Annotated in this window: 17 protein-coding genes; 7 read left to right on the top strand and 10 right to left on the bottom strand. The window is 55.2% G+C overall.

The features are described from left to right. Positions 1 to 76 precede the first annotated feature (76 nt). A complete protein-coding gene (malQ, locus tag AC6I8T_RS19355; RefSeq protein WP_497834243.1) occupies positions 77 to 2,137 on the top strand; it encodes a 4-alpha-glucanotransferase in 2,061 nt (686 codons plus the stop codon). A gap of 37 nt (positions 2,138 to 2,174) precedes the next feature. Here the strand turns inward: malQ and nfuA are convergent, their stop codons facing one another. Next, a complete protein-coding gene (gene nfuA / locus AC6I8T_RS19350; RefSeq protein WP_013510835.1) occupies positions 2,175 to 2,750 on the bottom strand; it encodes a Fe-S biogenesis protein NfuA in 576 nt (191 codons plus the stop codon). A gap of 58 nt (positions 2,751 to 2,808) precedes the next feature. After that, complete coding sequence (gntX, locus tag AC6I8T_RS19345) at positions 2,809 to 3,486, bottom strand: DNA utilization protein GntX (protein ID WP_208724321.1); 678 nt, start codon at positions 3,484 to 3,486, stop codon at positions 2,809 to 2,811. A gap of 34 nt (positions 3,487 to 3,520) precedes the next feature. Here gntX and bioH point away from each other — a divergent pair, with 34 nt between their 5' ends. Further along, positions 3,521 to 4,297, top strand: coding sequence for a pimeloyl-ACP methyl ester esterase BioH (bioH, locus tag AC6I8T_RS19340; RefSeq protein WP_208724320.1), 777 nt, complete (start codon positions 3,521 to 3,523; stop codon positions 4,295 to 4,297). Between the two features lie 114 nt (positions 4,298 to 4,411). Further along, positions 4,412 to 4,681, top strand: coding sequence for a YdgH/BhsA/McbA family protein (locus AC6I8T_RS19335; protein ID WP_021184860.1), 270 nt, complete (start codon positions 4,412 to 4,414; stop codon positions 4,679 to 4,681). Here the strand turns inward: AC6I8T_RS19335 and AC6I8T_RS19330 are convergent, their stop codons facing one another. Together AC6I8T_RS19330 and AC6I8T_RS19325 are read right to left on the bottom strand one after the other, a co-directional pair. Next, positions 4,682 to 6,370, bottom strand: a complete 1,689-nt coding sequence (locus AC6I8T_RS19330; protein WP_208724319.1) for a sugar phosphorylase — start codon at positions 6,368 to 6,370, stop codon at positions 4,682 to 4,684. 125 nt (positions 6,371 to 6,495) lie between these two features. Next, the gene (locus AC6I8T_RS19325; RefSeq protein WP_497834314.1) at positions 6,496 to 8,826 is read right to left on the bottom strand and encodes a Tex family protein; all 2,331 of its coding nucleotides are present in this window, start codon (positions 8,824 to 8,826) and stop codon (positions 6,496 to 6,498) included. Positions 8,827 to 9,033: 207 nt separating this feature from the next. Between AC6I8T_RS19325 and greB the strand changes: the two genes are divergently transcribed. Next, positions 9,034 to 9,537, top strand: coding sequence for a transcription elongation factor GreB (gene greB, locus AC6I8T_RS19320; RefSeq protein WP_208724318.1), 504 nt, complete (start codon positions 9,034 to 9,036; stop codon positions 9,535 to 9,537). Between the two features lie 100 nt (positions 9,538 to 9,637). On the opposite strand, the gene yjbE is transcribed toward greB, so the two are convergent. Next, a complete protein-coding gene (gene yjbE, locus AC6I8T_RS19315) occupies positions 9,638 to 9,883 on the bottom strand; it encodes an exopolysaccharide production protein YjbE (RefSeq protein WP_497834242.1) in 246 nt (81 codons plus the stop codon). 491 nt (positions 9,884 to 10,374) lie between these two features. Here yjbE and ompR point away from each other — a divergent pair, with 491 nt between their 5' ends. After that, a complete protein-coding gene (gene ompR / locus AC6I8T_RS19310) occupies positions 10,375 to 11,094 on the top strand; it encodes an osmolarity response regulator transcription factor OmpR (RefSeq protein WP_001157751.1) in 720 nt (239 codons plus the stop codon). Then, positions 11,091 to 12,449: a two-component system sensor histidine kinase EnvZ gene (gene envZ / locus AC6I8T_RS19305; protein ID WP_036626728.1), complete on the top strand. Its 1,359-nt coding sequence runs from the start codon at positions 11,091 to 11,093 to the stop codon at positions 12,447 to 12,449. The genes ompR and envZ overlap by 4 nt, the downstream gene beginning before the upstream one ends. Positions 12,450 to 12,527: 78 nt before the next feature. Here envZ and pckA read toward each other — a convergent pair whose 3' ends face one another. The 5 genes from pckA to AC6I8T_RS19280 all read right to left on the bottom strand — a co-directional run bounded on the left by pckA (position 12,528) and on the right by AC6I8T_RS19280 (position 18,580). Further along, a complete protein-coding gene (gene pckA / locus AC6I8T_RS19300; RefSeq protein WP_208724317.1) occupies positions 12,528 to 14,150 on the bottom strand; it encodes a phosphoenolpyruvate carboxykinase (ATP) in 1,623 nt (540 codons plus the stop codon). 259 nt (positions 14,151 to 14,409) lie between these two features. After that, positions 14,410 to 15,276, bottom strand: a complete 867-nt coding sequence (gene hslO / locus AC6I8T_RS19295; protein ID WP_208724316.1) for an Hsp33 family molecular chaperone HslO — start codon at positions 15,274 to 15,276, stop codon at positions 14,410 to 14,412. Positions 15,277 to 15,301: 25 nt separating this feature from the next. Beyond that, positions 15,302 to 15,703 (bottom strand): ribosome-associated heat shock protein Hsp15, encoded by a 402-nt coding sequence (gene hslR / locus AC6I8T_RS19290; protein ID WP_021184851.1) that lies wholly within the window; start codon positions 15,701 to 15,703, stop codon positions 15,302 to 15,304. A gap of 13 nt (positions 15,704 to 15,716) precedes the next feature. Continuing rightward, positions 15,717 to 16,385 (bottom strand): GMP/IMP nucleotidase, encoded by a 669-nt coding sequence (gene yrfG / locus AC6I8T_RS19285; RefSeq protein ID WP_208724315.1) that lies wholly within the window; start codon positions 16,383 to 16,385, stop codon positions 15,717 to 15,719. Positions 16,386 to 16,438: 53 nt separating this feature from the next. Continuing rightward, positions 16,439 to 18,580: an intracellular growth attenuator family protein gene (locus AC6I8T_RS19280; RefSeq protein WP_208724314.1), complete on the bottom strand. Its 2,142-nt coding sequence runs from the start codon at positions 18,578 to 18,580 to the stop codon at positions 16,439 to 16,441. 405 nt (positions 18,581 to 18,985) lie between these two features. Between AC6I8T_RS19280 and nudE the strand changes: the two genes are divergently transcribed. Beyond that, entirely contained in the window at positions 18,986 to 19,552 is a 567-nt protein-coding gene (gene nudE, locus AC6I8T_RS19275; RefSeq protein WP_208724313.1) for an ADP compounds hydrolase NudE, read from the top strand. Positions 19,553 to 19,581: the final 29 nt, after the last annotated feature.

Genomic DNA, 19,581 nt, shown 5'->3' with positions numbered 1-19,581 from the left:
GATTTATCGCGCTGATTGATTTTGCACGATAAATCGCGCCGCTACCGAATGTGCCTTACGCGATTCAGGAGCAGCAATGACGTTGAACAAGTTGGATCAAGCCGCACAGGCTGCGGGCATCGCACTGCGTTTTATCAATGCCAACGGCGAGCCTGCAACCATCAGTGATGACACCAAGCGGGCGCTGTTGGCGATGATGGACGCGCCAACGGGCAAAGCACCGCCGTTACCGCCGGTCCAGGTATTCAGTGGACGGATGCAGCGCCAAGTGACGCCGCAAGGCAGTGGCGAATTCCACTGGCAGTTGATTTCCGAACAAGGTAAGCAATTTCACGGCAGCGTGCAGGGGGGCGAACCGTTGACGCTGCCTCCCCGGTTACCACAGGGCTACCATCAGCTTATCTTGCGTAAAGGCCGCCAGCAGTGGCAGACCCGTATCATCCTCGCCCCGCGCCGTTGTTACCTGCCTGCGCCATTGGAGCAAGGTGAAAAACGTTGGGGGGCGCTGGTTCAGCTCTATACCCTGCGTTCCGAACACAACTGGGGCATGGGGGATTTTGGCGATCTGGAGCGCATGCTGGAACAGGTGGCGGCACAGGGGGGTGATTTCGTTGGGCTCAATCCGCTGCACGCGCTTTACCCGGCACAGCCAGAGATGGCCAGCCCCTATAGTCCCACCTCACGCCGCTGGTTGAACGTGCTGTATATCGATGTCAGCCAACTGACAGATTTCCAGCAAAGCCACGCGGCGCAGCGCTGGTGGAACAGCGCCAAAACGCGGCGGATGCTGGAGAAAGCCCGCGTCAGCGAATGGGTGGACTACAGCACGGTGGCAGAGCTGAAAATCCACGCGCTACGTCTCGCATGGCAGGCATTTCGTCGGCATGGCGTCCAGCAGGATGCGTTTCAGCAGTTTGTGGTGGAGGGGGGCGAGCACCTGCGCTACCAGGCCGCGTTTGACGGCATTCAGGCAGAACGGCACACCGACGATCAACAGGCGTGGGGCTGGACGGGTTGGCCAGAAGGCTGGCGCAATGCGCAGCAGACCGAGGTCCAGCAATGGTGTATGCAGCATGAGGACGAGATTCAGTTCTGGAGCTGGTTGCAGTGGCTGGCGCAGCAGCAATTTGCGCAGTGCTGGCAGCGTAGCCAGCAGTTGGGGATGGCGGTAGGGTTGTATCGCGATCTGGCGGTCGGTGTGGCCCAGGGCAGTGCAGAAACCTGGCAGGATCCTCAGCTCTACAAGTTAGGTGCGTCGGTTGGGGCACCGCCAGACCGCCTCGGTCCACTCGGGCAAAACTGGTCGCTGCCGCCGCTCGATCCTCATGTAATGCGTGCGCGCGGCTATCAACCGTTCATCGATCTGCTGCGAGCCAACATGCGCGATTGCGGCGCGTTGCGTATCGATCATGTGATGGGGTTGCTGCGCCTGTGGTGGATTCCCTGGGGTGAGACGGCGGATAAAGGGGCCTATGTCGCTTATCCGGTGCAGGACCTGCTGGCGATCCTTGCGCTGGAAAGTCAGCGCCATCGTTGCATGGTCATTGGTGAAGATCTCGGTACGGTACCTGCTGAGATTGTCAGCCTGCTGCGCAACAGCGGCATCTTTTCATGGAAGGTGTTGTGGTTTGAGCAACATCGTGATGGGCGTTATCGTCAGCCAGAGGAGTATCCGCGCCAGTCAATTGCCAGTGCCAGCACCCACGATCTGCCAACCCTGACCGGATTCTGGGAGGCGGGTGACTTGCTGCTGGGAAATAAGCTCGGGTTGTATCCTGGTGAAAGCGTGTTGCAGTCATTGCAGCAGCAGCGGGAAAAACAGAAGCAGGCGCTGCTGGATGCATTGCATCAGGCCGGGGCGTTAGCCAAACCCAGCGGTAAACAGGCGGCCAATCGGGGGATGTCACCCGCGCTCAATCTGGCGATGCACCGTTTTCTGACGGCTACCGACAGCGCGTTGCTGGGCCTGCAACCGGAAGATTGGTTGGGTATGGACTCACCGGTGAATGTGCCAGGCACAGTTGAACAGTATCCTAACTGGCGTCGTAAGCTCAGTACCACGCTGGAGGCGATGTTTGCAGAGGGGGAAGTGCAACGATTGCTGAAGGCTGTGAGTATCGGCAGGAAGCGGGTTTAACGCGCGACAGCGTCGGGTCGCGGTCGCGCGTTGGGAATCAGTAGTAGGAGTGCTCGCCGCGCTGGTGCTCGGTCAGATCGCGCACGCCTTTCAGTTCCGGGAAGGCTGCCAGCAGCTCTTTCTCGATACCGTCTTTCAGCGTCACGTCAATCATCGAACAACCGTTGCAGCCGCCGCCAAATTGCAGAATGGCGTAACCGTCATCGGTGATTTCCATCAGTGAAACGCGACCCCCGTGGCCTGCCAGCTGCGGGTTGATCTGTGCCTGCAACAGGTATTCCACGCGTTCTACCATTGGCGCATCGTCAGAGACTTTACGCATTTTGGCGTTTGGCGCTTTCAACGTCAGCTGGGAACCGAGGTTGTCAGTGACGAAGTCAATTTCCGCGTCTTCCAGGTAAGGGGCGCTCAGCTCGTCAACATAGGCTGACAGCTTTTCAAACTTCAGCTCGGTATCCGTCGCTTCAACGGCATCGGGCGGGCAGTAAGATACGCCACACTCGGCGGTTGGTGTACCCGGGTTAATCACGAATACGCGGATCTGGGTGCCATCTTCCTGTTTTGACAGAAGTTTTGAGAAGTGCTCTTGGGCAGCATCAGTAATACGGATCATGGCGATTGCTCAATAGTTGACTAATTTAGTTGGTTATAATACGCCCAACGCCGACGCTCTACAAGGTACGGCAAAGGCATCCAATCTGTACGCTGGCCGCGCCTGCGGCCTGCAACATGCGGCTGATTTCAGCCACCGTACTGCCGGTGGTCACCACATCGTCGATAAGCAGGATATGGCGTCCCTCTACCGGGATTTCAAGCTGAAACGCGCCGCGCAGGTTCTTTTTACGCGCCGATGCGCTCAGCTCATGCTGCACCGCAGCCTGACGTACGCGACTTATGCCTTCCCTGTAGTCACAACTTAGCCAGCGCGCCAGCGGTTGCGCCAACAGCGACGCCTGATTGTAGCCACGTCGCCAGTGGCGACGCTGATGCAGGGGCACGCTGAAGATGATATCTGGTCGGGGAAGCCCATAACATCGCCGCATGGCTAACCACTTTAGCAAAAGTAGCCGCGCCAGCATCACCCTGAGTGCGGTAGCGCGGCAAAACTTCAACTGATGAACCCAGTGGCTGAGCGGGGGTTGATAACCGCTGACGCAGATCAGTTGTTGCCACGGTGGCGGTCGTTGCAGGCAGCGCCCACAAACCTGATCGGCACGGGCGGGCAGGCCACAGCGTGGGCAAAGTTCGGGTAACACCGGCAACTGACGCAAACACCCGTTGCACAGACCGTGTTGCGCCATGCGTAGCGGCAAACGGCATAGCCAACACAGGGCAGGGATTGATAGCATAGCAACCTCCTTTTCACTTTCAGGATAATAACCGATGAGTTCGATCTGGTGGCACACCACCGGCACGGGGGATTGCGATCTTGTGCTGCTGCACGGCTGGGGATTGAATGCCGAAGTGTGGCAAAACATCATTCCGCGACTCAGTCCGCATTTTCGCTTGCACCTGGTCGATCTACCGGGTTTTGGTCGCAGCCAGGGATTTGGTGCCATGACACTGCCCGCTATGGCACAGCATCTGGTGGAGCATTTGCCGGAACGCAGCCTGCTGCTGGGTTGGTCGCTGGGTGGTCTGGTCGCCAGTCAACTGGCGCTTACGGTGCCGGAATCCATTCGGGGGCTGATCAGTGTGGCTTCGTCGCCATGCTTTACCGCCAGCGAAGAATGGCCCGGTATTAAGCCGGAAACGCTGCATGGCTTTCAGCAGCAATTAAGTAATGATTTTCAACGCACCGTGGAACGTTTTCTGGCTTTGCAGACGCTGGGAACGGAAAGCGCGCGCCAGGATGCTCGCCAACTGAAAGAAGTGGTGTTATCGCAGCCAATGCCGTCAGTGGCGGTACTGGAAGGCGGTCTGGAGATTCTGCGTCACTGTGATTTGCGTGCGTCGCTGGATGCTCTCCAGCTGCCATTCCTGCGCCTGTATGGCTATCTGGACGGACTGGTGCCTCGTCGTATCGCGGCAGAACTGGATGTGCGCTGGCCACAATCGCCATCGGTGGTGATGGAGAAAGCGGCCCATGCGCCATTCATCTCGCACCCGGAAGCATTTTGTCAGCATATTCTTAGCTTTAGTGACCGTCTGCCGCGCTAGCTGGCAATTCTCCCGGAAAGGTCAATACTTTCCGGGTGGGCAGGAATGCTTTACCTCTGCAATCAACTTCCTGCCGACATCTCTGCAAATCAAATAATAACTGAGGATGATTACATGAAAGTTATCAACACGGTTGTGGCGGCGATGGTGATGGGCGCGATTTCCTTTTCGGCACTGGCAGCCAAAGAGGTGACTAAAGAAGAAGTGCAGAAAATGAATCTGGAGAAAATCGGTACGGTGACCACCACGGCAGAAACCACCTCGCCGATGGATGCCAAAAAAGAGTTGTCAAAACTGGCGGATGAGAAGGGCGGAAAATATTTTCTGGTGATTGCGGGCCGTGAACATGGCAAGTTCAGTGCCGTCGCGGATGTGTATAAATAATTAACCCTTCAGCCACATAAATTGCCAGGCAGCCAGTCGCACCGACTGGTTGCCATCAATATTCCCACCATTGATTAAATCGTGAAATTGCCGAGCCTGCGGCAACATCGTCTCAATCTCGCGACCGCTAAGATTAAATACGCAAAGAACCGCTTCCTGGTTATCGGGCTGGTGACGACGCAGGACCAACAACGCGTTATCGCTGTCGAATAATGTCATCGGATTGTCGGGATGGAACGCAGGTTGACGTGTGCGCAGTTGAATCAGCGCGCTCAGGCGTTCAAACACCTGCTGACGAAGCGCATTGCCGCCGCTCAGCAACTGTTCCATATCACGCACACTGAACTTCTCGCGATTGATGGCACGGTTGTGCCCGGCGACATGCACGCCTTCGTTGTCGTTACGTGAACCGAGGATGCTTTGAATATAGATGGCAGGCACGCCGGGAAAGGCCAACAGGATGGCATGTGCCAGCAGGAAACGGCGTAGTCGCGTGTTGTCATCGTCGTCCTGACGATTTAGCGCATCCAGATAGGTAACGTTAATTTCATACGGGCTGGTGGTGCCATCCGGATTGTTTTTGTAAGAAACCAGCGCCCCTTCCAGCGCCAGGTCACGCACCAACGCCACAATTTCTACTTCCGATAAAATACCGCGCGCGGGATTGAGGCCAATGCCATCATGTGAGGCGAGAAAGTTAAAAAAGGTGGTATCACCGCTACCGGTGTCCAGCGTGCTGGCCCACTGACGCAGCGCGCGGCCGGAGCTGGAATGAATGGCATGCAGCACCAACGGCGGCAGGGAAAATTGATATACCATCTGCGCTTCGTCGTGGCCGTTGCCAAAGTAACTGATATTGTCTTTGTGCGGCACATTGGTTTCTGTGACGATCACCGTACCCGGCGCGACCACGTTGGCAATCGCGCGAAATAATTTCACCAGCTGATGAGTCTTGGGCAGGTGGATACAGTTGGTGCCAGGCGTTTTCCACATATAACCCACCGCATCGAGGCGCACGTAGTCGGCGCCTTTCTTCAGATAATCGAGCAACACGTTGACCATACGGATGAGGACTTCCGGGTTGGCGAAGTTGAGGTCAATCTGATCAGCGCTGAAGGTGGTCCAGATATAGCGCGTTGCGCCATCCGCCATTTCGAATGGCGTCAGCAGCGGCGAGGTGCGAGGCCGGGTCACGGCACTGAGATCGGTGGCGGGTGGCATGCTGATAAAAAAGTCATCCCAGCCGGGGTCCTGCGCCAGAAAATGGCGAAACCAACTGCTGTGCGCTGACATATGGTTGCAAACAAAATCGAACATCAGCCGGGTATGGGTGTGTAGCGCCGCGACATGCTGCCAGTCGCCGCAAATCGGGTTGACCTGGTGATAGTCGATAACCGAAAAACCATCATCCGATGAATAAGGAAAGAACGGCAGCAGATGGACCAGAGAAAATGTGTCTTGCAAATGTTGCTGATAAAAACGCGAGAAGGTGGCAAGGGTAGGGACATCTGGTTCACGCAATTGGTCGGCGTAGGTAATCAGCACCACATCTTTCTCATCCCAGCGCGGTTTCCGTGGGATTTTGACCGTATCCCGTGCCGCACGTATGTGGGAAAGCAGACGCTCACGAGCCGCCACAGGGAAAGTGCCTGCATAAATCTCATCAAGTAAGGCGTTGATAATATCCATCAGATCGCTGTGCCACGCGGAGGGTCATTTTTTCACACGGATTTTTTCAGCGTAGCTGGATGGGACGATTTATCAACCTGATGTACGCGATGGCCTGGCGGCCACCGCGCTTTTTAACGCAGGGGTTAGCGTTTTTTGCCGAAGGCGGCAGCCAGTGCATCGCCCATTGCGCTGTTACCGGCAGGCTGACTGGCCGGTTTGGCCCGGCCCTTATTCGCCTGTGTCGGGCGTGCCGACTCTTTATCGGCACTGCGGTTGCCACCACCGCGCGCATTGTTCTCGCCCGGCTGCTCGTCCAGACGCATGGTAAGGGCAATACGCTTACGTTGCAGGTCAACTTCCATCACTTTAACTTTGACGATATCACCGGCTTTGACGACCTGGTGCGGATCTTCGACAAACTTATCCGACAGCGATGAAATATGAACCAGGCCATCCTGATGCACGCCAATATCGACAAAAGCGCCAAAGTTGGTGACGTTGGTGACAGCACCTTCCAGCACCATGCCGGGTAACAGGTCATTGAGTGTCTCCACGCCTTCTGCAAACTGCGCGGTTTTGAACTCAGGACGTGGGTCGCGGCCTGGTTTTTCCAGTTCTTTGATAATGTCGGTGACGGTAGGCAGACCGAAGCGCTCATCGGTGAAATCACGCGCGCTGAGATTCCGCAAGCTACCCGGATTACCCATCAGTTCACCGAGCGCCTGCTCGGTGGCTGCCAGAATGCGCTCAACTACCGGATAAGCCTCCGGGTGGACGGTGGAGGCATCCAGCGGGTTGTCACCGTGATTGATACGCAGGAAGCCTGCGCATTGTTCAAAGGCTTTCGGGCCGAGACGGCTGACTTTCAGCAACTGCTGACGGTTCTGGAAGCGGCCATTCTCGTCACGCCAGCTGACAATGTTCTGCGCCATCATGCGGGTTAAACCGGCCACACGGGTCAGCAGCGCCACCGAGGCGGTGTTGAGATCAACCCCCACGGCGTTCACGCAGTCTTCCACCACCGCATCCAGTTTCTTCGCCAGTTGGCTCTGGCTGACGTCATGTTGGTACTGGCCGACACCGATAGATTTGGGATCGATCTTCACCAGCTCAGCCAGCGGGTCCTGCAAACGGCGAGCGATGGAAACCGCACCACGCAGCGAGACGTCGAGGTCCGGGAATTCCAGCGCGGCCAGTTCTGAGGCGGAATAGACCGAAGCACCGGCTTCGCTGACAATCACTTTCTGCGCTTTGATCTGCGGATATTGTTTCTGCACATCAAGGAAGAAACGTTCAGTCTCACGCGATGCGGTGCCGTTGCCAATCGCCACCAGCTCAACCTGATGTTTGGCGCACAGCGCTGCGACAGCGGTCGCCGCTTTGGCGGTCTGTCCGGTATGCGGATAGATGGTATCGGTCGCGACCAGTTTGCCGGTGGCATCGACCACCGCCACTTTCACACCGGTACGCAGGCCGGGATCGAGGCCCATCGTGGAACGCATGCCTGCCGGTGCCGCCATCAGCAGGTCGTGCAGGTTACGGGCAAAGACGTTGATGGCTTCATCTTCGGCGCGTTCGCGCACGGTGCCCATCAGTTCAGTTTCCAGATGCAGCAATACCTTGATACGCCACGTCCAGCTCACTACCGCTTTACGCCAGCTGTCTGCCGGGGCGTTATTCAGACGCAGATTCAGGTGGCTGGCAATCAGCGTTTCACCGTGGCTTTCGCGCGGTGCTTCGTCAAATTGCGGGTCGGCATTCAGCGACAGTTGCAGCACACCTTCATTGCGGCCACGGAACATCGCCAGCGCACGGTGTGAAGGCACGGTGCTGAGTGCTTCGTGATGATCGAAGTAGTCGCGGAACTTCGCACCTTCTTCCTCTTTGCCTTCAACCACGCGTGAAACCAGGTGGGCGTTTTTCCACAGATAATCACGCACTTTCGCCAGCAGCGTGGCGTCTTCGGCGAAACGTTCCATCAGGATATAGCGTGCGCCATCCAGCGCGGCGCGCACATCGGCGACACCTTTGTCGGCATCGACATAGCCGGCAGCCAGTTGCTCAGGATCGTGCGACGGGTCTTGCCACAGCGTGTCGGCCAGCGGTTCCAGACCGGCCTCAATGGCTGCCTGTCCACGGGTGCGACGCTTCGGTTTATACGGCAGGTAAAGGTCTTCCAGCTCAGTTTTGCTGAGGGTGCCATTAATGGCGCTGGCGAGGTCGGCGGTGAGTTTGCCCTGTTCGTCGATAGATTTCAGAATCGACTGGCGGCGCTCTTCCAGCTCACGCAGATAGCCAAGACGGCTCTCCAGCTGACGCAACTGGGTATCATCCAGTCCGCCGGTGACTTCCTTACGATAGCGCGCGATAAACGGCACGGTATTCCCTTCGTCAAGCAAGCGGATGGCGGCGTCAACCTGTTCGTCACGCGCCTTCAGCTCACTTGCGATAATCTGGCTCAGCGAATCTTTCATCATCAGTTACTGTCTTGCTTACACGGGGTTAAGAAACAGGGGACAGTTATACGGGCTGAGGCTGAAAATTGCCAGACGGCGGCAGGTGAATCCGTCATTTTCTGAATGCGGCGCGCAGAACATCGCGCTTACCTTGCTGATGTTCGGCTGGTCGCATATTGTTAGCCTCCACTATGCTAAATCAGACCTGTATCACGAGTTGACGCTATGAAAACCCAACTGATTACCCGCGAGGGCTATAACAAACTGCGTGCTGAGCACGATCATTTGTGGAATGAAAAGCGTCCGGAAATCACCAAAATTGTCTCCTGGGCCGCTAGCCTGGGCGATCGCTCGGAAAATGCCGATTACACCTATAACAAACGTCTGCTGCGGCAAATCGACCGCCGCGTGCGCTATCTGCGCAAATGTTTGGCAGAACTGAAGATCGTCGATTACGCCCCGCAACAGGAGGGGAAGGTGTTTTTTGGCGCCTGGGTCGAGGTGGAGAATGAGCAGGGCGAAGTAAAACGCTTTCGTATTGTCGGCCCGGATGAAATTTATGGTGAGGTAAAGGATTACATCTCGATTGATTCGCCAATGGCGCGCGCCTTGATCAAGAAAGAAGTCGATGACGAAGTGACGGTGAATACGCCGGAAGGCCAAAAGTTGTGGTTTGTGAACCGTATCGAGTATCTGCGAGACGCGGAAGAAAAAAGAGGCGGAGAATAATAGCTTTTGTAAGAAAGCCGGGGGTGACACTTATTCTCCGGTGGCGAAAGGGCTGGTAAACAACAAGGAAGGCGCCGCGTTCCTGCCGCGCCTGATTTCATTACTTAGCGGGCATCGTGGTTGTGGTGGTCGAAGTCGAGGTGTTGGTGCCATGACCTCCGCCGCCTGCGGAGGCTAAGGCAACACCCAATAATGCGGCAAGGGCACCAACCCCGATCGCTTCTGAGGTGCCTTTTGCGTTTGTGGATGCCTGCATACCGGCGGCTTCACCGATGGCAGTTGCGGCCTTAGCCTGGGTGAAGCCCGTCAGGATCAATATGCCCAGCAGAACGGCGATTTTTTTCATCTTCTTTCTCTCCACATGAACGCAATTTCACCCGCCATGAGGGCAGTGTCGGAGATTGTGTCGGGAGAAGAAAGTGGATGTTAATGATTGATTTTTATTGCTTTATTTAATGATGGTCTTTATTTCATATTCGGGGTGGGATTCATCCGAGAGCGTAAGGGCGGCGTAATAAACAAACGCCACATTTTATCCCCCCGGCAGGGTTCGATGGCCTATTCTCAACAGGAATGTGTACAAAAAAGGCCGTCAGGAAGGCAGAGCCAGCAACAATCATAAAATGCGCTGATTTTTCAGAGATCCCTTAAACATATTGATCAGCCGAGCAAAAAGCGCGAAATGCGCCACAATTATGCGGTGAAATTAAAGATAAGCTGCTGTTTAATATGCTTTGTAACAATTTCGGCTAGAATATAAACCATTAATGACTGTCACTGTAAGGCATCTTTTTTTAACAATATTGGCTCAGGCAATGGCGCCTTTGGGAGTTGAACATGCAAGAGAACTACAAAATTCTGGTCGTCGATGATGATATGCGTTTGCGCGCGTTGCTCGAACGCTATCTCACCGAACAGGGCTTTCAGGTGCGCAGCGTTGCCAACGCCGAGCAAATGGATCGTCTGTTAACCCGCGAATCTTTCCATCTGATGGTCCTTGACCTGATGCTGCCGGGCGAAGATGGCCTGTCAATTTGCCGCCGCCTGCGTAGCCAAAGCAACCCGATGCCGATCATTATGGTTACGGCGAAAGGGGAAGAAGTGGACCGTATCGTTGGGCTGGAAATCGGCGCTGACGACTATATTCCGAAACCTTTCAACCCGCGTGAGCTGCTGGCGCGTATCCGTGCCGTGCTGCGTCGTCAGGCCAATGAATTGCCGGGCGCACCGTCTCAGGAAGAAGCGGTGATTGCGTTTGGTAAATTCAAACTGAACCTTGGTACGCGTGAAATGTTCCGTGAAGATGAGCCGATGCCGCTCACCAGTGGGGAATTCGCTGTGCTTAAAGCGTTGGTTAGCCATCCGCGTGAACCGCTGTCCCGCGATAAGCTGATGAACCTGGCGCGTGGTCGTGAATACAGCGCGATGGAACGTTCTATCGACGTGCAGATTTCCCGTCTGCGCCGCATGGTAGAAGAAGATCCGGCACATCCGCGTTACATTCAGACCGTTTGGGGTCTTGGCTACGTCTTCGTTCCGGACGGCAGTAAAGCATGAGGCGATTGCGCTTCTCACCTCGCAGTTCGTTTGCCCGCACCCTGTTATTGATCGTTACCTTGCTGTTCGTCAGCCTGGTAACGACCTATCTGGTGGTGCTCAATTTCGCCATTCTTCCCAGTTTGCAGCAGTTCAACAAAGTCCTCGCTTATGAAGTTCGTATGCTGATGACGGACCGCCTGCAACTGGAGGATGGTACCCAGCTGGAGGTGCCACCGGCCTTCCGGCGTGAAATCTATCGTGAACTGGGCATTTCGCTGTATACCAATGCGGCCGCGGAAGAGAGTGGGTTGCGCTGGGCACAGCATTACGAGTTTCTCAGTGAGCAGATGGCGCAGCAGCTTGGCGGGCCAACTGATGTGCGGGTTGAGGTAAATAAAAACTCCCCGGTGGTGTGGCTGAAAACCTGGTTGTCTCCCGATATCTGGGTTCGCGTGCCGTTGACCGAAATTCACCAGGGCGATTTTTCACCGCTGTTCCGCTACACGCTGGCGATTATGCTCCTGGCGATAGGTGGAGCCTGGCTGTTTATCCGGATTCAGAACCGACCGCTGGTTGACCTTGAACATGCCGCTTTGCAGGTGGGTAAAGGAATTATTCCCCCTCCATTGCGTGAGTATGGCGCATCCGAAGTGCGTTCGGTGACACGGGCCTTTAACCAGATGGCCGCGGGTGTGAAGCAATTAGCCGATGACCGCACCTTACTGATGGCGGGTGTCAGTCACGATCTGCGCACCCCGTTGACGCGTATTCGTCTCGCCACCGAGATGATGAGCGAGGAAGATGGCTATCTGGCGGAGTCGATCAACAAAGATATCGAGGAGTGCAATGCGATTATCGAGCAGTTTATCGACTATCTGCGTACCGGCCAGGAAATGCAGACTGAGCGCGCCGATCTGAATAGCGTGCTGGGTGAAGTGGTTGCAGCGGAAAGTGGCTACGAGCGCGAGATTGAGAACGCGGTGATGCCAGAGGAGTTGATACTGGATATCAATCCGCTGTCGATTAAACGGGCAGTGGCGAATCTGGTAGTGAATGCGGCACGCTACGGCAATGGTTGGATTAAAGTCAGCAGCGGTCAGGAGCTGAATCGCGCCTGGTTCCAGGTCGAAGATGACGGTCCGGGGATTAAGCCGGAACAGTTGCAGCATCTGTTCCAGCCTTTTGTTCGCGGCGACAGTGCCCGAAGCACCAGCGGCACCGGTCTTGGGTTGGCGATTGTGCAACGTATTATTGATGCGCATGACGGCTCGCTGGAGATTGGTGTCAGCGAGCGCGGGGGCCTGCGCATCCGCGCCTGGCTGCCCGTACCGGGAACCGGAACCGCGCTGGTCAACAGCAACCATAACGTCTGACGCAGCGGCGCGATTCATCGCGCGCCTTTGACCTTTACTGTCAACGTGCGCGATAAATCGCGTCGCTACGAGTACGTTTTACGGCAGTTGTGGACCCGCCTGCACCAACGTGGCCCCGGCAGCGTTGTCTGTGTATTTTCCGAAGTTGTTGATAAAACGCTGTGCCAGATCCTGTGCCGCTTCCTGCCATGCGTTCGGGCTGGACCAGCTGGCGCGAGGATCCAGAATCTCGTCGCTCACCTGGGCCAGGGTGGTGGGGATTTGCAGATTAAAGATCGGCAGCGTCTGCGTCTCCACATCATCCAGTTCACCCGCCAGAATCGCATTGATGATGGCGCGCGTCTCCTTCAGCGAAATACGTTTGCCACTGCCGTTCCAGCCCGTATTCACCAGATACGCTTGTGCGCCTGCTGCTTCCATACGTTTTACCAGCACCTCGGCGTACTGCGTTGGATGCAGGGTGAGAAATGCGGCACCAAAACAGGCAGAAAAGGTGGGGGTCGGCTGAGTGACGCCGCGTTCCGTACCGGCCAGTTTGGCGGTAAAGCCTGACAGGAAATGGTACTGCGTCTGTTCTGGTGTTAAACGCGAGACTGGCGGCAGCACCCCGAAGGCATCGGCGGTGAGGAAAATCACCCGCTTCGCATGGCCCGCTTTGGAAACCGGACGCACGATGTTTTCAATATGCTCAATCGGATAGGAGACGCGGGTGTTTTCGGTTTTGCTGGCGTCGGCATAATCGACACTGCCATCACCGCGTACCACCACGTTTTCCAGCAACGCATCACGGCGAATCGCGTTGTAGATCTCCGGCTCGGCCTGGGCCGACAGGTTGATGGTTTTCGCGTAGCAGCCCCCTTCAAAGTTGAAGACGCCGTCATCATCCCAGCCGTGTTCATCATCACCGATCAGTTGACGATCCGGATCGGTCGACAGCGTGGTTTTTCCTGTGCCAGAAAGGCCGAAGAATACCGCCACATCGCCGGATTTGCCCACGTTGGCTGAGCAGTGCATCGAGGCAATGCCTTTCAGCGGCAGCAGATAGTTCATGATGGCAAACAGGCCCTTCTTCATCTCACCGCCGTACCAGGTACCGCCAATCAACTGCATGCGTTCGGTCAGGTTAAAGGCGACAAAGTTTTCTGAATGCAACCCCTGAGCCTGCCAGTTCGGGTTAGTGCATTGAGCGGCGTTCATCACCACGAAGTCGGGCGTGAACTGTGCCAGCTCTGCGTCGCTCGGGCGGATAAACATGTTTTTGACAAAGTGCGCCTGCCACGCCACTTCCATCACGAAGCGCACGCTGAGGCGCGTATCCGGATTGGCACCACAGAATGCATCAACCACAAACAGACGCTTGCCCGATAACTGTTCAGTTACGCACTGCTTCAGCGCCTGCCAGGTTTCTGTTGAGAGTGGCTGGTTGTCATTCTTGCCTTCGCCGGTGTCGTTCCACCACAACGTGTCGCGCGTGGTGTCATCACGCACGATGTATTTATCTTTGGGGGATCGACCGGTGAAAATACCGGTATCGACAGCGATAGCCCCGCTTTGCGTCAGGATGCCCCGCGCAAAACCTTCCAGTTCGGGGCGCGTTTCCTCCTGAAACAGAGTATCGAAATCAGGGTTGTACACCACTTCCGTAGTGCCATTGATGCCCAAAGCGGCAAGATCGTGCGATGTCAGGCCGTTAACGCGCATGTGAATGCTCCTCATCGGGGTCTGTTCTATTTGTAATTATGAAAGATGATCCTGCAGGTCGGCCCGGTCAGGGGCCGAGGATGATCGCGCGCAGTGTACCCGAGTTGGCGGGCCGGAAAAGGCTTGTCAGTCAGAAATGCGACTCAGGGCGTGTTAAGCGGATAAATATGCCACTTATGAAACTAAAGTTAGGGAAAAGAAGGTAATTTCTTTGAAAATGAAGGGGATGTAAAAGGGCGGCTGGCCGCCCGGATAACCCTTAATGCAGTTGATCGCTGCTGCCCGTCGGCGTATTGCGTATGGCTGCGATATCGACCGCATCGTAAACGTAATGTGCGCCGCAATAGTCGCAGTGCATGTCGATCTCACCGTCTTCTTCGAGGATCTCATCGACCTCTTCAATTGGCAGCGTTTTCAATACTTCGCCGCAGCGTTCGCGTGAGCAGGTGCATTTGAAACTGACCGTGGTCGGATCGAACACCGTCGCTTCTTCCTGGTGGTAGAGACGCCACAGAACGTCAGTCGCAGACATCTCAATCAACTCTTCACTTTTCACGGTTTCGGTCAGGGTTGCCAGATGGTTGAAGTCGTCGAGATGCGGTTCCTGGGCAGGCAGTACCTGCAACAGGATACCGGCGGCACCTTTTTCATTGGTACGAATAAACAGGCGAGTCGGCAACTGCTCAGAACGCATAAAGTAATCTTCCAGGCAACCGGCCAGCGTATCGGCTTCCAGACCGACGACGCCCTGATAACGCTCACCTTTCTCCGGGGAGATGGTGATCACCAGATAACCATTGCCAACCATCTGCTTCAGGCTGCTGCCAGGGGCGATCTCTTCCTTCACGCGAGCCACGCCGCGCAGCTCCTGACGGTTGTTACCGTTGATCACTGCCAGCGACAATGGGCCATCGCCCTGCAACTGCACGGTAATATCACCCTCGAATTTCAGCGTTGCGGTCAGCAGGCTGGTGGCCACCAGCAGTTCGCCCATCAGGTTTTTCACCGGCTCAGCGTAGTCGTGGTTTTCCACGATGTCGCGCCAGGTTTGGGAGACATTCACCAGCTCGCCGCGCACGGCCACATTTTCAAACAGATAACGATGCAGTTGATCTTGAACAGACATAGGTTTTCTCTCGTTGGGGCGCGACTTATTCATCGCCCGACAATTTAAATTTCATCAGATCGCGGCGCTCCTTCTTATCCGGGCGGCGATCCGGGTGCGGCATACTGAGCGCGTTCATCTTGCGTGCCAGCGCCAGCTTTTCCCGTTTCTCAATGCTGACAGCCGTTTCAGCATACAGCGCCTGGGCTTCAGTGGCCGGGCGACGCTGATCGCTGATGGCGGTGATAATGACGGTGCGCTCATCATTGCCCTGACGTAGCGTCAGCTCTGCATCCAGCTCCACCAGCTTACTGGGTTTACTGCGCTGGCCGTTGTAATGCACCTTACCGCCTTCAATCATCTCGCGTGCGATGGCACGGGTTTTGTAAAAGCGCGCCGCCCACAGCCATTTGTCGAGGCGCACGCCTTCGCTGATTTTTTCTTTCATTGCGGCTCCTGATTTAACGCAGCGTCTCCAGTAGCTCCCGATAATCTCGCACTGCCGGATGACGGCTGAAAGATTGATCCGGCTGGCCTGAGTCCGGATTGCTGACGCCTAAACACCAACCGATGCCCCAACGCGTTGCGGCATCCAGAATCGGTTCGCTGTCGTCAATAAACAGCGTGCGCGCATTATTGAAGCCGGTTTGCTGCTGTACCGCTTGCCAGAGACGCTGGTCCTCTTTCGGATACCCAAAGGTATGGGTAGAAAGTAATAAATCAAGGTGGGCAGCCAATCCGGTCTGCGCCAGTTTGACGTCCAGATTGTAAGGATGGGCATTGGTCAGCAGGATGGTACGTTTTCCTGCCGCACGCAGAGCCTGCAAAAACGGCAGCGTATCCTCGCGCAAAGCGGCGCGATCGCGCTGTGCGAAGGTCATGGCGCGGATATCCAATGCCAGTTCCTGCGACCAATAATCCAGACAGTACCAGTTTAGCGTATGCGCAACGGCGTGATATTTTTCCCGAATCAGTTGATGCGCTTCGGTCAGCGTGATGGCGCGCTGGCGGCTCAGGGTTTCCGGGACATGTTCCAGCCAGAAGTGGCGATCAAAAGCGAGATCGAGCAAGGTGCCGTCCATATCCAGCAGCACGGTATCGATACCGGTCCAGTTAAGCGTAACTTGCATGTTTTTTCCCCGCCCTGAAAACAGGGCGACAGGGTAGCACAGAAGGGAAAGGCTCAGAACAGTGAGCGCACGCTCTGCATAGTACTGAGATTGTGGTTAAAACATTTGTCGTAGTATTGCTGAATCTCGGCCATCCGCAGGCGATTGCGATGGACGCGACGCATCGCCAGCAGCCCATTAATCAATGCGCAACCGGCCAGGACCACCATCAACAAGGCGGTGCCGAGATAGCGCCACTGCGCCAGGGCATCCGGTTCATTATGCAGCGCGATATGACGGGTGCCATTGGCATCGGTGGTGATGCTGGTAATGATGCCGCTGGCGGTGAAGGGGGTGTGCAGCAGCATGCCGGACATATGTTGCAGCTCGCGCCATTGCGAGGGGGCATCCAGATCAAACAAGGGAACGGATGGCTGTGGCTGATTGACCAACTGACGACCTTCATCGCTGATGATCAGAAAACCACCCGGTGGCGGGCTGTTAAGGTTTTCCGCTGCGCGGCGTGTTTCACGCGAGAAGAAGGTGGAGGTAGCGGTGTTAACCAGGTTTTCCAACGCCTCAGCGCTAACCGGGCGCAGCAACACGTTCATGCCATTCAGGCGACCGGAATCCGCACGATGAATCAATGTATCCCAATCTTTCGCATTACCCAGATTGACCAGCGCGTTTTTCAGGCGCACGCAATCCTGCTGCTGGCTGCACAGGTCCTGGGTTTTTAACACCAGGTCGGAGAAATCATCCAGCAAAATCATCCCCGATTTCTGAATGGCTGAGGCGAGCTGCGGATTGAGTTTCGGATCGGTATTGGTTTCGGGATGCAGCTGACGTGTGGTGGTGTCGAGCAGTGCGGCTGCTTTATCGATAATATCGGACTGCGGTTGTGGCAGCGGTGTGGCGTTGTTCCAGTAAATAGCGGAGCAGTCGAACGGCATAAACGCGTAGCTGCGATTGCTTTGATAGTTGCCGGGTACAGAACACATGCCGGTGCCGCTGACCTTCAGGCTGTCACCAATATGCAGTGGCATCGCATTGAGTTTATCGACGCTATTCACTTCCAGGCTTTCGGTGCCTTTGACCCAGGCAAGGCTGAGTTTGATCGGCATGCTGAGAGGTATCCAGCTTACCAACATCACCAACACCAGTAGCGAACCACAGGCCAGTACCAGATTCTTGCGCCAGCGCTGTACCGGGAAGTTACGAACTTCATCCTGTAACGACAGAAAGCGTCCCTGGCGTACCACCTGACGGTTCAGGTAAATATCGACATCCGTGACCTGGCCTAAATCATGCGCTACATAGGGCTGCCAGTGTGACGGGTAGATCAAATCGATAATGCCCAGCGAGATGTTGCTCTGTTCCTGATTTGACTCACCAAACAAACCCCAGCGTTTCGGTGCGCCGCGCAGGCAGTGCACCTCGCGCAGGCCATTTTCGCCAGGGAAACGGTACAGGAACCACAGGCTGACGGCGATCAACGCGCTACCCAGCAGAACCATCCAGATCATCATGCTGCCGGGTAATATCAGACTGAGGAAGAACAACAAAAAGGCGAAACAGATGGTGGCGGCTTCGCGGGTGCCATCGGGGCGTGACAGTTGGTACTCTTCCGATGTCTCTTTCCGTACGCGAAGTAACTCGACGTTTTCACTCTCTTCTTTGCGAATCGAAGCGTTGGTCGACATGGTTCGCACCAGCGGAGGCAGGGCGGGTTGCTCGACCACGTAATTCACCAGGGAATGGCCATTGAGTGAAATGACCAGTGGCATGGTCTGAGTGCGGATTAGTTCAACATAGTTTTCATCGGCAATGTACTGTTCCCACAGCGGTGGCAGATGAACTTCGACGGCATCCAGATAGTAGCGCCACTTTTGTGGATCATCGGTGGATAAACCATAACGGGTGATAGCGCGGGTGACGGGGTAGACGTTATTACTTTGCGCGGTCAGCGTCAGGCCTTCCGGTTCCTGCTGCTTTTTACCTGGCCGGGCTGCGGGCTGCTGACGCTGTTTTGTCAGGGCAGCAATATACTTTTCAACGGCAGCGCGTTCTTCATCGGTGAGTTTTCGGTAGGGCGGATTAATGAACGGCAGAGGTTTCGCCAACGGCGGACGATGCCGCATAGCGTACCAATAACCTATGCCCGCGAGCATGGAGCAAGCCATCACAATGGCCAAAATAATGATAATTGTGCTCATGCTCTGCTCAGTTCAGCCAAAAAACTGCCTTCACGTTAACGATCCGCTCCCGATGAATGATCAATACAGGTCAATTTTGGCGAGCTGATGTCATTCTGACAAGTGAAATGTCAGATAAAATAACGCGCAAAATCATTGAATTATAAATTATTAGATTATTCCTTACTGGAATGTTATCGGGACTCCACTCAATTAAATATCGGTATTTTCTGAATTTCCCCTGCTGTCATTGACTTATTGTGAGAATTTTAATGCAGAAATAACAATATGTTGTTAGTACCCGTTAGCAAATATATGACAGCATAGTTTACCTGCGCTGTTAGTCGCACAATTGTTTGGGCTTCGGTATGCTGTGCCGATGCTGGCATTATCGCATCACAAGGTTGTGTAAAGTTTGAGGTTGATATGAAAACTCCACAGAAAAAACCTGACATCCTCAACGTCGAGACGGTGGCTCGCTCCCGGTTATTTACCATTGAAGCTGTCGATCTCGCTTTCAGTAATGGCGCGCGGCGGGTGTATGAACGGATGAAACCGTCCGAACGCGAGGCGGTGATGATTGTGCCGATTCTTGGCGATGACGTAATCCTGATTCAGGAATATGCCGTTGGACTGGAAAGCTATGAGTTGGGATTCCCCAAAGGGTTGATTGATCCCGGTGAAAACGCGTTTGAAGCGGCGGATCGCGAGTTAAAAGAAGAAGCGGGGTTCGGTGCCGCTAAACTGGAAACGCTTGGCAAACTGACCATGGCGCCCTCTTATTTCTCCAGCAAAATGAACATTGTGGTGGCGGAAGGCTTGTATGAAGAAAAGTTGGAAGGGGATGAACCTGAGCCGTTGATTGTGCGTCGCTGGCCGCTGAATAATCTGCTGGCGTTGCTTGATGAGCCTGATTTTCGCGAAGCCCGTAATGTCAGCGCGCTGTTTATGGTGCGCGAGTGGCTGGTGAAGCAGGGGCGTTTGACTTATTGATGAAGGTGTCATCTGTAGCGGCGCGATTT

The organism is Pantoea sp. X-Soil-OKNW-556 (genome assembly GCF_059730695.1).
The sequence above is the reverse complement of the archived record's forward strand: the minus strand, read 5'-3'. Positions and strand labels throughout refer to the sequence as shown.

What these genes read in the sequence shown, in the direction of transcription:
- ompR (WP_001157751.1), top strand. Translation starts at nt 10,375, where the DNA reads ATGCAAGAGAACTACAAAATTCTGGTCGTCGATGATGATATGCGTTTG.
- greB (WP_208724318.1), top strand. Translation starts at nt 9,034, where the DNA reads ATGAAAACCCAACTGATTACCCGCGAGGGCTATAACAAACTGCGTGCT.
- pckA (WP_208724317.1), bottom strand. Translation starts at nt 14,150, where the DNA reads ATGCGCGTTAACGGCCTGACATCGCACGATCTTGCCGCTTTGGGCATC.
- yrfG (WP_208724315.1), bottom strand. Translation starts at nt 16,385, where the DNA reads ATGCAAGTTACGCTTAACTGGACCGGTATCGATACCGTGCTGCTGGAT.
- malQ (WP_497834243.1), top strand. Translation starts at nt 77, where the DNA reads ATGACGTTGAACAAGTTGGATCAAGCCGCACAGGCTGCGGGCATCGCA.
- nfuA (WP_013510835.1), bottom strand. Translation starts at nt 2,750, where the DNA reads ATGATCCGTATTACTGATGCTGCCCAAGAGCACTTCTCAAAACTTCTG.
- hslO (WP_208724316.1), bottom strand. Translation starts at nt 15,276, where the DNA reads ATGTCTGTTCAAGATCAACTGCATCGTTATCTGTTTGAAAATGTGGCC.
- AC6I8T_RS19330 (WP_208724319.1), bottom strand. Translation starts at nt 6,370, where the DNA reads ATGGATATTATCAACGCCTTACTTGATGAGATTTATGCAGGCACTTTC.
- yjbE (WP_497834242.1), bottom strand. Translation starts at nt 9,883, where the DNA reads ATGAAAAAAATCGCCGTTCTGCTGGGCATATTGATCCTGACGGGCTTC.
- bioH (WP_208724320.1), top strand. Translation starts at nt 3,521, where the DNA reads ATGAGTTCGATCTGGTGGCACACCACCGGCACGGGGGATTGCGATCTT.
- hslR (WP_021184851.1), bottom strand. Translation starts at nt 15,703, where the DNA reads ATGAAAGAAAAAATCAGCGAAGGCGTGCGCCTCGACAAATGGCTGTGG.
- gntX (WP_208724321.1), bottom strand. Translation starts at nt 3,486, where the DNA reads ATGCTATCAATCCCTGCCCTGTGTTGGCTATGCCGTTTGCCGCTACGC.
- nudE (WP_208724313.1), top strand. Translation starts at nt 18,986, where the DNA reads ATGAAAACTCCACAGAAAAAACCTGACATCCTCAACGTCGAGACGGTG.
- AC6I8T_RS19280 (WP_208724314.1), bottom strand. Translation starts at nt 18,580, where the DNA reads ATGAGCACAATTATCATTATTTTGGCCATTGTGATGGCTTGCTCCATG.
- AC6I8T_RS19335 (WP_021184860.1), top strand. Translation starts at nt 4,412, where the DNA reads ATGAAAGTTATCAACACGGTTGTGGCGGCGATGGTGATGGGCGCGATT.
- envZ (WP_036626728.1), top strand. Translation starts at nt 11,091, where the DNA reads ATGAGGCGATTGCGCTTCTCACCTCGCAGTTCGTTTGCCCGCACCCTG.
- AC6I8T_RS19325 (WP_497834314.1), bottom strand. Translation starts at nt 8,826, where the DNA reads ATGAAAGATTCGCTGAGCCAGATTATCGCAAGTGAGCTGAAGGCGCGT.